Source organism: Niastella caeni (genome assembly GCF_004834005.1).
Taxonomy (GTDB): domain Bacteria; phylum Bacteroidota; class Bacteroidia; order Chitinophagales; family Chitinophagaceae; genus Niastella; species Niastella caeni.
The window spans coordinates 176,531-189,474 of the sequence record NZ_STFF01000003.1 but is presented as its reverse complement, the minus strand read 5'-3'; the positions used below and the strand labels follow the sequence as shown (position 1 = coordinate 189,474).

At 47.5% G+C, this 12,944-nt stretch carries 5 protein-coding genes; 2 read left to right on the top strand and 3 right to left on the bottom strand.

Annotation, left to right across the window (positions count from 1 at the left end):
- Nucleotides 1-41: 41 nt before the first annotated feature.
- Both FAM09_RS12215 and FAM09_RS12210 read left to right on the top strand, forming a co-directional pair.
- The gene (locus FAM09_RS12215; RefSeq protein ID WP_136577402.1) at nucleotides 42-611 is read left to right on the top strand and encodes a hypothetical protein; all 570 of its coding nucleotides are present in this window, start codon (nucleotides 42-44) and stop codon (nucleotides 609-611) included.
- A gap of 313 nt (nucleotides 612-924) precedes the next feature.
- Nucleotides 925-9,636, top strand: coding sequence for an Ig-like domain-containing protein (locus FAM09_RS12210; RefSeq protein WP_136577401.1), 8,712 nt, complete (start codon nucleotides 925-927; stop codon nucleotides 9,634-9,636).
- Between the two features lie 129 nt (nucleotides 9,637-9,765).
- Here the strand turns inward: FAM09_RS12210 and FAM09_RS12205 are convergent, their stop codons facing one another.
- The 3 genes from FAM09_RS12205 to FAM09_RS12195 all read right to left on the bottom strand — a co-directional run bounded on the left by FAM09_RS12205 (nucleotide 9,766) and on the right by FAM09_RS12195 (nucleotide 12,931).
- Nucleotides 9,766-11,136: an AMP-binding protein gene (locus FAM09_RS12205; RefSeq protein ID WP_136577400.1), complete on the bottom strand. Its 1,371-nt coding sequence runs from the start codon at nucleotides 11,134-11,136 to the stop codon at nucleotides 9,766-9,768.
- 25 nt (nucleotides 11,137-11,161) lie between these two features.
- A complete protein-coding gene (locus FAM09_RS12200; RefSeq protein ID WP_136577399.1) occupies nucleotides 11,162-11,407 on the bottom strand; it encodes an acyl carrier protein in 246 nt (81 codons plus the stop codon).
- A gap of 96 nt (nucleotides 11,408-11,503) precedes the next feature.
- Nucleotides 11,504-12,931 carry an MATE family efflux transporter gene (locus FAM09_RS12195; protein ID WP_136577398.1) on the bottom strand — a complete coding sequence of 476 codons (1,428 nt, stop codon included), beginning with the start codon at nucleotides 12,929-12,931 and terminating at the stop codon, nucleotides 11,504-11,506.
- Nucleotides 12,932-12,944 lie beyond the last annotated feature (13 nt).

The following is a 12,944-nucleotide window of genomic DNA, read 5'->3' as shown; positions in this document are numbered from 1 at the left end:
AGAAATACAATAAACATTTTATAAAAATCAAACTTTCAATTATGAAACACATGTTTGTGAGGTGCACTTCTGTTATGATGTTATCTGCTGTTTTATTATTCACTGCCTGTAAAAAAGGCGATACAGGTCCGGCAGGAGAAAAAGGAGACACAGGTGCTACCGGGGCTACAGGCGCAACGGGGGCTACTGGTAAACCCGGAACTGCCAATGTTATTTATTCTGCCTGGTTAGATGTTGCATTTCAGGGAGTGGATTCAGTAACTGCTGCAGGCGTTATTGACGCGCCTAAAATTGTTGATAGTATCATACAAAAAGGTGAAGTGAAAGTGTATTGGAATATAAACACTGCCAGCAATCCTACCATTGTATCATTGCCCTACCATGATGCAGGTGTAGTGCTCGGTGCTCCTAATCTGGCCCTTATTCCATTGGTTAAAGCAGGGACCATTTACCTGTATTCAAATTATGACCTCAGCACCCGTACAACTTCTTCCGGCGAAAAAGCATTTCAGTATCGCTATATAATTATACCTGGTGGTGTAACTGCGCGTTCTGCTGTAAACTGGAACGACTATACGCAGGTGAAAAGCTACCTCGGGTTGAAGGACTAAAAATGGTTAACTGGTACCAGTTGCCTGTTGCCGGGCTGAAAATACGGACTGTGTAATTTTTGGCAGACACGCCTGAATTTCAGTCCTGCTAGCCGGTGTCAGGTAACCGGTAACCTGCATTACAGCAACAGTCGGGAATAACTTCCCGATTGTTTCATAAAATGTAAATCGGGTTGCCTCTTCTGGGGCGGCCCCTTGTTTAAAAAACAGCGACAAGCTTCAGGCTGCAAGCTGTAAGCCAAAAGACAAAAGCCGGAAAGGCAGGGAATAACTTGAAGCACTCAAACCTAAACACCATTCACAATACTGTATTATGAGACATTCTGCGTCAATGAGCCGGAAGGTTAATGCGGGGTTATCAAACCTGGTTTATAAAAATAATTTGATCGGCAGGCCCGGTTTAATAGGGATCATGCTAATGCTGTTGTCGTTGGTCGGCAAAGCACAAACAGTGAGTCCTGTTACAGTTACCGGGTTTACTGCTGATGTAATAGCCAATGGGGCTACATTCGCCGGTTCTGTTACCGCCGATGTAGATGGCGCCGGCTATTATTTCCTTAATCAGAGTTTTACTGCATTCGGTACGCCTACCTATTATCTTCCTACTACGGGCATCATCAATAGTGCAGCTACCAGCCTGGTCAGCTTTCAACTGGCAGATGCATCGGCCAATAACTCGCTGCGGCTGGCTGCTACCAATGCTTCCGGAACATTGACACTGGCTACGCCTCAAACAGCCGGTGTGGTGTACTTACTCGCTACATCGGGTAGTGGAGCGGCTACTATTTCTGCTACTTTAAATTTTTCAGACAACACTTCTCAAACGGTTACCGGAATAAGCGTACCTGACTGGTATGGTGGTGCAAACTATGCTATTCAGGGCATTGGCCGAACTTCAGGCACCGCCCTTGATAATGGCGGTGGTACAATAAATCCCAGGTTATACCAGGTGTCCCTGGCAGTGAGTGGCGCTAATTATTCAAAACCTGTTACGTCAATTACAATCACCCGTACAAGTACCGCAGGAGTTGTGCAGGTGATGGCGGTGAGTATGATGAATGCCTGCGTGGCGCCGGTGGCGCAACCTACGGGTCTTTTATTGAATGCTGCATCTCCCGGCAATATTACAGGTTCTTTTACTGCCGCTTCCCCTGCGGCAGATGGATACATCGTTGTTCGCTATCCGGCTGGTGCAACGCCGGTAGCGCCGGTGAATGGTACTACCTACAGTGCGGGTCTTGCCCTTGGTTCCGGCTTAGTAATTCAAACCGGTGCATCTACTTCTTTTAGTGCTACCGGCTTAACCGGTGGTACTGCCTATGATTTTTATGTATATGGTTACAATAATACCAATTGTATTGGCCCGGTATATAATACAACATCGCCGTTAACAGGAACGCAATCAACCAATGTTTGTAGCGGTCCCAGTGGTGTTATACCGGTAGGTCCAACGGGAACATTTCCCACATTAACAGCCGCGCTGGCTGCTTTGAATGGTGGTGTCGGTGGTTCGGTGGTGCTCGAATTACAAAGCGGTTATACCAGTGCGGGTGAAACCTTTCCTATAACGCTTGCTTCCAATGCCTGCTTCAATGCTACGCGCACGTTAACTATTCGTCCGGAGGCCGGCGCTAATGGGCTTGTTATTACCAGCTCCATTGCTGGTGCTACCATTGATTTTGCAGGAGCGAATTATGTGACCATCGATGGTCGTCCGGGTGGTATAGGCACTGCTATCTCAGTTACGGCTGCCGGTACTTTAAATTCAACAAATCTGAATATCATTAACACCAACGCATCGGGTGCGGCGATCAAACTCGATAATGGTGCTTCCAATAATACAATAAAATATTGCGACTTACAGGGACAAAGTACCACCACTGCCAATTTGCCTAATTTAATGGCCGGGGTTGTTTACTTTGGTCGCGTCGGTTCAAACGGAAATGATAACAATACGATCGATCATTGTAACATTCATAGTACGGGAACCGGCAATGTAAAACCATCAATAGGTATTTACTCATTGGGGTATGACAATGCAAGCGCAGTTGCGGCTTACGTACCTCAATTCAACGACAATAACGCTGTTACCGCCTGTAATATCTATGATTATTATGCGGCCTCCAACTCGGTTGGTGTAGAGGTCAATTATGGCAATACCGGTTGGAAAATAGAAGGGAACAGCTTTTTTCAAACGGAAACTATTTCAGTTACATCGGCTGCAACTTCATTTAACAGGGCTATATGGATCGCTCCTTACAAAACAACTTTTGCCGGTGAAGTGGGCAACGGGTTTATCATTACTTCCAATTATATAGGTGGTAGTGCGCCCAATTGCGCCGGTACGCCTTATACGATGGCCAGCGGCTCTACTGGTTACTTCGAAGGGATAAGGCTCGAAGTGGCGGATGCCGCAACGCCGCAAGCCGGTACTTCTGTACAGGGAAATACCATTCGTAATATCTTTATTACCACCAGCAGTTCGAACGACGCCTTTCATGCCCTGAACATTACCAGCGGCAGAGGCAATGTAGATGTAGGTTCGGTTACCGGCAATACCATTGGGTCGGCTACCGGCGTGAACGGGTATACCGATGGCGGCATTACCATTACTGCTACCGGTTCTGTGCCCAATCACATGATCCTGATCGGCGGAACGTATACCATCAATGTAAAGAACAATACCATTGGTAACGTATTGCTGACTGCAGTTGGTAACTATTTCTCCGGCATTTTTGCAAATACTGCCATCACGGGAAATTTCAGCAACAATACCATTACCAATATTACGGCCTCCAATACCGGTACCACAACAGGAAGGTATGTGAACGGTATCCAGGTAGGATCGGGGAGCCCGGTATTGACCATTACGAATAATATTATCCAGAACCTGAAAAGCAATTATGCAACCACAGGTACGGCTGCATCGCAGGTAGTGGGCATCAACATCGCTACCTCTGCAGCAAATGTAAGCGGTGGTATAACCGGTAATATCATTCGCAACCTGTCGAATGCTACCCAAAGTACGGCCACGGGGGCCAGCAGCGCCATTATTGGCATCTGCATGGCCAGCACCAATGCCGCAGGTTGTAACCTGAGTGGCAATACTATAGATTCGCTGGTGTTGACCGGAACAGCTACGGCGGCTGCAGTGAATGTGATCGGGTTATATTATAGCGCTACAGCTTCGGTGACCAATACAGTTGCTAAAAACTTCATTCATAGTTTTGATGCTACGGCTGCCAATACCAGCGCTGTATTCACCGGCATACAGATCTTTAATGGTACTACGGTTTATGCCAATAACATGATCCGGTTAGGGATCAGGCCAGATGGCACATCCCTTACAACGGCACAAACCATTAACGGTATTTTGTCATCCACTACAGCAACGAATAGTTTTTACCATAACAGCATTTATATTGGTGGAAGCGGGGTAGGTACGAATGCGGCCAATACCTGCGCTTTCATCAGGACGGCAGCATCAGGTACCTATGACCTGCGGAATAATATCTTCGCGAATAACCGTTCCAATGCAACCGGTGGCGGTAAACACTTCTGTTTATATTTTACTACGGCCAATACCGGTGCAACGGTTAATTACAACGTGTACCAATACTCTGGCGCCGGCGGTAAATTTGCTTTTGGCGGAACTACCGAGATTGTCAATTACGCCAATGGCGGTACGCCTACCGGAGGCTGGATCAGCGGCGATGTGAACAGTGTGGCGGGCGATCCTAATTTTATGAACCCAACCGGCAACGCATCAACCGTAAACCTGCATCTCAATGCCAGCGGCGCCTCAGTGGCCGAAGGTACTGGTACGGCAATTGCGACTATTACAGACGATTACGACAGTGAGGCCCGCAGCGGCTTAACGCCAAACGATATAGGCGCCGATGCCGGTAATTATATGGCGGCGCCCGCTACCTGCGCCACACCAGATGCGCCAACCACCCTGGTGTTGACCGCTGTTTCATCATCACAAATTGATGGCGCCTTCACTGCTTCAGCCAGTGGCGCCAATGGGTATATCATTGTGCGGTACCTGGCAGGTGCAACGCCGGTAGCGCCTGTTAATGGGGTGATTTACTCAGTTGGCAGTACACTAGGCACAGGAACGGTTATAGCTACAGGTACTTCCCTAAGCTTTACCAATCCAGGACTAACGGCCAGTACAACCTATGATTATTATGTATATGCATTTAATAATTCATGTGTAAGCGCGCTTAAATACAGTGCAGCACTTACCGGTGCAAAAGCAACCAGCGGTTGTAGCGGCCCCAGTGGTTTAATTACGGTTGGGCCTTCCGGTACGTATCCAACTTTAACTGCAGCGTTGGCCACTTTATCAGGTGGTATCAGCGGTGCGGTGATCGTGGAGCTGCAAAGCGATTATACCAGCGCAGGTGAAACGTTCCCGATTACATTTGGCCCCAGTTCATGTTTTAGTCCGGTCAATACCATTACTATTCGTCCTGCCGCCAACGCAAACGGGTTGGTGATCACCAGTTCGAACGCTGGTCCTACTATTGATTTCAGCGGTGGTACATATGTTACCATCGATGGCAGACCAGGCGGTGTTGGTTCAGCCATTACAGTAACTGCTGCCGGCAGCTTACATGCGACTAACCTGAACATTATAAATACCAGCGCTATCGGGGCAGCCATCCGGTTCGATAACCAGGCTTCCCGCAACTGTGTAAAGTATTGCGATCTGCAAGGGCAGAACGCTGTTGGCGCCAATGTGCCAACTACGTTAGCCGGTGTGGTATACTTCGGTAATAATGGCGTGTTGGGTAACGACAATAATATTATTGATCATTGTAACATTCACTCGGCAGGTACCGGCGCTTCCATGCCATCTATTGGGGTATATTCGTTAGGTGCTAACAATACCGGGGCGAATACAAACTTCAACGACAACGATACCATTTCCAATTGTAATATTTATGACTACTTCCTGGCGGGTGGTAACTCGGTGGGTGTGGAGTTGAATCAGGGTGTTAGTGCCTGGGCCATTACAGGCAACCACTTTTTCCAGACCAGCACACGCACTTATACCGCTGCAGGATACAATCGCGCTATCTGGGTGGCTTCGAACCGGAATACCGGTAGCGTAGGGAATGGATTTATCATCACAGATAACTACATCGGCGGTTCTGCACCAGCGGCTGCCGGTACGCCTTATACGCTGGCTGCATTTGCCAATTATTTTGATGGCATCCGCCTGGAGATTGCAGATGGCTTCCCGGTTAGTGCCAGCTCCATACAGGGAAATACCATAACCAATATAGCTATCACCAGTACCATTACCACAGCCAACGATGTGTTTCATGGTATTGCAGTTACCGGTTCAAACGGTAATGTGAACATTGGTACGGTTACCGGTAATTTGGTTGGAGCGGCTACGGGCAACAATGCGATCACCATTGCAGCCGGAAGCGGTTCTCATACGATCCCTTATTTCATTTCCAACAACGCCGGTGGTAATTCAGTGATCAATTTGAAGCAGAACATAGCAGGTGGTATTACGCTAAGCAATGCAGGTAATAACTTCTCTGGTATATTCGACAACCAGGTGGGAACGGTGAATATTGATGGCAACCAGATCGGTAGTCTTGTTACGGCTAACAGTATCAATGCTGCCAATACCAGCACCACCAGCTTATTTGTAAGAGGCATCAGCATTCCTTCCGGTGCCGGTACGTTCACTATTACCAATAATACGATTGCTAATCTTTCAAATAACACAACGGCAACCACTACAAGCAGCCAGGCTGCTGGTATCAATATCGGGTCAACTACGGCCATCGTATCCGCTGTTTCCGGTAATACCATCCGCAACCTGTATTGCGCTGCTCAATCTACAGCAGGAAGTGGCAGTGCCGCCCTGTTGGGTATTTATATGGGCGCTTCTACTGCCAATGCGGTAACGGTTTCCAATAATACCATTCATAGCTTAACAACAGGCGCTACTACTGCCGGGGTGTATATGGAAGGGATCTTCTTCTGGGGAAATAATTCTGCCACTATAACTAATACAGTATCGAAGAACAAGGTGCATAGTTTTGATATTGCTACAGCTACCAACACGGCTGTAAATATTCGCGGTATAGAAATTAACCAGGGCAAAGCGAATGTATATAATAATATGGTTCGCCTGGGAATCCGGCCCGATGGTACAAGCCTTACCAACGCGGTACGAATGGACGGTATCATGAAGGGATCTGGACAGAACAGTAACATTTTTTACAATAGTGTATATATTGGTGGCACCGATGTTGGGGCCACTGTGAGGCATACTGCTGCCATCCGGAAAGAAACCACTGCGGGCGCTGATGATATACGGAACAACATCTTTATCAACAACCGCTCAAACGCCACAACAGGTGGTATCCACAATGCTATGTGGGTAGATGGCCTTGCTGGATTTACGTTTGAACATAATATTTATGGTTATGGTGGAACGGGCGGCAACCTGGTATCAACCAGTACAGCAAGCACTCCGTTCGCTGCTACGTATACCAGCGGATGGAATTTGGGTGGCGACACCACCAGCCTGGCGGCCGACCCCTTGTTTGTAGATGCTACCGGCTCTGCTGCTACGGTTGATCTGCATATTACCACCTCTGTATTTTCTCCCGCCAATGGAGCCGCTATACCGGTTACAGGGGTAACAGATGATCTTGAAGGGGAAGTAAGAGATGCGGTTACACCTGATATCGGCGCCGATGAATTCACACAATCGAACGGAATAGATATGCAGGCCGTTTCACTGGAATCACCGGCGATCGGCAAAGGATGTTATGGTAAAGAAGTGCTTGCCATTAAAGTGAGGAACAACAGTTCGGTAGCTATTGACTTTGCCGTAAACCCGGTAACGTTAACCGTGAATGTAACAGGTGCTGCTACCGCAACGATCAATTCAACACTCAATACAGGTACACTGGCCGGCGGCGCTACATTGGATGTAACCTTGTCTGCGGCTACAGATACGGTTGATATGCGTGCTGCGGGTACTTATATCTTTGCAGCTAAAACAACCGTGGCTGGTGATATTAAAGTCTCCAACGATGCCATGTCGGTTGTTACGCGAACACGCGTTGCGTTGGTGACCGGTAACATCAGCGCCTCTGCAACCGATTATTGTTTCACTGGTGCTCCGGTGTTAACAGTTACCGGCGCCAATGGGTACTCCGGTATTCAATGGCAACAAAGCACCGATTCTGCTACCTATAACGATATTACCAATGCTACCACGTCGTCATATACTACAACAGCGGCTACCACAACTTTGTATTACCGGTTGGCCGCTGCTTGTATAACCGATACCCTGTATACACCTGCGGTAAAAGTGGTGGTGCGCAACCCACAGGTAACAGGTACTATGCCAGGCGCGCGTTGCGGCACGGGTTTGGTGAACCTGCAGGCTGCCGCTTCGGCTGGAGCTACCCTGTACTGGTACGACGATGCTGCTTCCACAACACCGGTAAACATTGGCTCTTCTTATACCACGCCGTCCATTACTGATACAACTACTTATTACGTAGTGGCTGTTGAAGGTGTTTGTGAGTCTCCGCGTACGGCCATAGTGGCTACTGTGAACGACAGAATAGCCGTAACAACACAACCAATAGGTCAGAGTGTATGTATGGGCAGCGCGGTTACGTTTAATATTGCGGCAACGGGTTCGGCGCTTACTTATCAATGGAGAAAAGATGGTGTGAATATTCCCGGCGCCACCACTGACGCATACACTATAGCCAATGCAACTGGTGCCGATGCGGGTGATTACGATGTGGTGATCAAAAACCCTTGTGGTATTATTGTTTCAAGTGTTGCTATATTGTCGGTAAGATCTTCAAACAACTGGGTGGGCACAGTAAGCAGCGATTGGAATACGGCTGCCAACTGGTGCGGTGGTGTGCCCGTGTCAACTACAGATGTTATGATCAATAGCGGTACGCCGTTTAGTCCGGTGGTGAATGGTACAGCCAATGCGCGTACGCTCGCTATTGGCAGTGGCGCTACCGTTACGGTAAATGCAGGTGGTACGCTGAACCTGTATGGCAACTTTGTAAGCATCGGAACATTCAATGCTGCTTCAGGAACGGTTGCTTTCCGTGGTACGGCTAACCAAGTGATAGCAGCCATGTCTGCCGGTACGGTGATCATGAACGGTGCAGGCGTTACCCTGAATGGTAATATGACTGTCAACAATACGCTTGCCCTCACCAATGGAAACATTTCACTCGGTTCTTATAATATCTACTTGTCAAATTCGGCTACAGGCAGTGTTGCCAGCCATCTCATAACTAATGGAACAGGTTCTGCGATCTGTACCAATGTGACCAGCACGATCACTGTTCCTGTTGGCCCATCGGTTACCAGCTATAACCCGGTTACTATTGGTAATGGTCAGGGCATGACCTACACCGTGCGGGTAAGGGAAGGATTAATTGCGCCGGTGATTGATAACAGCAAAGCTATCAATCGTACCTGGACGGTTACTACCACCACTACACCTGCCACACCGGTGAATATTACCTTGCAGTATGCAGATGCGGATGCAAACGCAGGTTGTATCCCAACAGCTACCATGGATGCCGGTGTATACAATGGCGTAACCTGGGCGTTGATCACTCCAGCAACTGGTGTTACGCCTACAGGGACTTCAACAGCCAGACAGGTTGCTTTATCAAACACGCAACTGGGATCGATTGTGGTAACTAATCAGGGCATGTTAAAAGCACCGGTGTATGATAACAATATTCAATTATTGCCTACGGTAGTTACCGGCAACAACGCCAAATTGCGGATCAGCAGTTCCCGCACCATGGCAATAAACTGGGCGGTGATGGACGCTACAGGCAAAATGGTTAAGAAATTTGCTACTTCAGTTTCGTCTGGCTTAAATGATATCGATGTGTCACTGACAGGTTTGGCAAGCGGTGTGTATACGCTGCATGGAGTGAAAGATGATGGCACCAAACAAGTGATCCGTTTTGTAATAAAGCATTAAAGAGTTGATCGGTCTACTAGAATAACGCCCTAGATGTGATCATGATGCGAGCGTTTTTGCAAGCATACGAGTCCCGCTTTTGCGGGACTCTTTTTTTGTTCTGCGCGATCACGCTACTCCTGCGCTACTTCATGCATGCATCATCAGCGTTGAATAGTCGATCTTCCCATTAGGGGTAAGCGGCATAGTTGGGATGTACTTGACCTGAACCGATACCGGATTTATTTGTAATTTTTCCTGTAAAACCTTTTTGATCGTGGCTTCTTCCAGCTGGTCATTGACATGCGATACCAGCAGGTATTTGTCGTTAATGCCGGTGCACACAACGGTTTGCCCGCCCAATGCATTTTTTAAGATGAGCTCTACTTCATCGAGGTTCAGGCGCGTGCCAAACAGCTTGATTATGCGTTTGATTCTGCCTGTTATGTAATAGTATCCATCCTCATCCTGGCGGGCCACATCGCCGGTATACAATTTATTCGTCTCGTGCCAGCTGCTCAGGTCGTCAGGGGTATTGGCATAACCGCCAAACACATTAGGGCCATAATAGATCAGCTCGCTTGTTTGTTCATCAATTTCAAACCGCCCGTTCTTGATGGGCTGGCCAATGGAGGCTGCTTTCGTTAACAGATCTTCCTGCGGAAGATAGGCCATACGGCCTGCGGCTTCCGTTTGTCCGTATTGCGCAAAGAATTGTTTATTGTACGTAGAAATGTACTTCACAATCTCATTGCGTAACGCCTGGTTGAGGATGCCGCCTGTTTGGGTCATGTACCGCAGCGAGGGATGGTTTTTTCTGAAGAAACCAATCCGGTGCAACATTTCATATACATACGGCACACCGCCAATGGTACTGCAATTGTATTTTGTAAAGTCGCTCCAGAAGGCGGGTTGCAGCATATCGTTATTGGTACAAACAATAGTTCCGGCGGCCATACAGTTGGTGGTAAAGATGGATAACCCATATACAAATACAACAGGCACATTCAAGGGTACTACATCGTCGCTTTGTATAGGCATGTAATCAAGAATAGACCAGGCGTTCTGTACTAAATTATCATCTGATAATTTTACAAATTTGGGTGAGCCCGTAGTGCCGGAAGTGCTGAGCAACATTTTAATGTTGGAATGAATGTAATATTCCGGCAAGGTCTTTCTTTTCATTAATTGAATAGATAAAGACGTAGCGATTGTATTGTATCCAAAAATGGCCGTACGGCCCGGATCATAAATGTAATAAGGCGTATACAGCGCTTCCAGGTTTTGTTTGAAGGAAGGATGTAATTGCGCGCTTAACAGCACGATAGTAAACCGGCTGTTCATAAAGTTCAGCAATACTTCAACTGATCCTATCAGGTTGTCGTTGTAAATAAACACCAGTCCCTGCCGGTCGTCTATTGGCAGGGATTGGTGAAATGATTTGATTGAAACAGCATGGCCTGTTTGCGCATCAATAAAAAACAGGTTGCTGTTCTTTTGTATAAGATCGTATAGTGACATTTGTTAATGGTTAATGGTGCTCGACTCAGGCAACCTGTTCAACGTTATATTTTTTCAGTAACTCTTTTACTTTGGCAACACTGCCCATGGTCAATACATCTTCCATTTCGATGCTGATGCCATAGGCTGTTTCCAGTTCTGTTACCAATACCAGGTGCGATACAGAATCCCATTCGGGGATGCTTTGGTATTCCAGTTCGTCGGTAATGTCGTTGGGGGTAATGCCAAATGCTTTGGCGATCACTTCTTCTACTTGTTGTTGTGTGTGCATAATGATTTGTTTATTGGTTAATAGGTTGAATGAAGCCTCCTCCGCTTCCCTCCGGTGGAGGGGGAGAAAGAAGCATGATATTTGTACCTTATCTATTTATACTTTTATCTGTTTCCATTTTCCCTTTCTGAAAACGGTAATGCAGGCTATGGCGAGCACCAGTTCCGAAATAAGAATAGCGATGAAAATGCCTTTCGGCCCCAGGTTAAGCACGATGCCCAGCAGCCAGGCCAGCGGTAATTGCGTTATGTAAAACATCAGGATGTATAACAGCGATACCTGTTTTATATCGCCGGCGGCATTCAATGACCGGGAGATCACCATGGTATAACCCAGCAGGATGTAAGCCATTGAAATAAACTGAATATACATGATGCTGTAGGTGATCACTTCCGGTACATTGGAAAAAAGGCTCACGATGGGTCGGGCGGCAAATAGCCAGCATACCGCCACCAATATCAGAAAACCCATATTTACCGAGCCGGCTTTCCATACAGTTTGCACGGCCCGCTCGGGTTGTCTGGCGCCCAGGTTCTGTCCGGTCAATACCCCCGCAGCGTTACCAATACCCCAGGCTGGCATGGTAGCCACGGAAGCCACGCGTTGAGCAATGATATAACCGGCAAGGGCATTTGCACCAAAGTGCGATACGATCTTGATCATGAACATCCAGCTCGATGCGGGTATCATATACTGCAACGTGCCGCCCGTAGCTTGCTTCACGATCTTTTTAATAATGGCTGGAACCAATAATAGCTGCGACTTGCCAATGGTAATGATCGTTTTGCCTTTCAGCAAATACCATGATTGATATGCTACGCCTGCTATTCTTGCAATGGCCGTTGCCAATGCTGCGCCGGTTAACCCAAATGCCGGTACAGGGCCCCAGCCAAATATCAGGATAGGGCAGAGGGCAATGTTGATACCATTCGACAACCAGAGCGTGCGCATGGCCATTGCCGCGTCGCCTGAGCCGCGGAAAATACCATTGATGGCAATACGTACGATGATGAACAATGTGCTGCCGAACATGAGCTTACAAAATAAGCTTCCTTCATTGATGAGGTCGGTTGTTAAACCCATCCATTGCAATATTTCGCTGTAAAACACGCATGAAACAATACTTATTACCAACGAAATGGCAAGGCCGGTATAGATCACCTGCATGGCAGTAAGTCCTGCTGTTTTTGGTTTTTTCTCGCCAATACGCCGGGAGATGATGCTGGAAGCCGAAACGCTTAAGCCTATCGCAACAGAATACGCAAATGTTATCACTGATTCGGTAGCGCCTGCAATGGAAATCGCATTCGCGCCGAGTCTGCTTACAAAAAACAGGTTGACGCATACAAACAACGATTCCATCACCAACTCCAGCACCATGGGCACGGCCAGTAAAACAATGGCCCTGTTGATGCTGCCCGTTGTGAATTTTTTCTCCTTGCCCGAGATAGCCAGTTTTAACAGGTCTATACAGTACACGCTGTAAGCAACTACCGCTTTTATTTTTTGTTTGTATAATTTCATTGTTTGTTCCTGA

Bases quoted from the DNA above. Each gene is read 5' to 3' on its own strand.
- FAM09_RS12215 (WP_136577402.1), top strand. From the start codon at position 42: ATGAAACACATGTTTGTGAGGTGCACTTCTGTTATGATGTTATCTGCT.
- FAM09_RS12200 (WP_136577399.1), bottom strand. From the start codon at position 11,407: ATGCACACACAACAACAAGTAGAAGAAGTGATCGCCAAAGCATTTGGC.
- FAM09_RS12210 (WP_136577401.1), top strand. From the start codon at position 925: ATGAGACATTCTGCGTCAATGAGCCGGAAGGTTAATGCGGGGTTATCA.
- FAM09_RS12195 (WP_136577398.1), bottom strand. From the start codon at position 12,931: ATGAAATTATACAAACAAAAAATAAAAGCGGTAGTTGCTTACAGCGTG.
- FAM09_RS12205 (WP_136577400.1), bottom strand. From the start codon at position 11,136: ATGTCACTATACGATCTTATACAAAAGAACAGCAACCTGTTTTTTATT.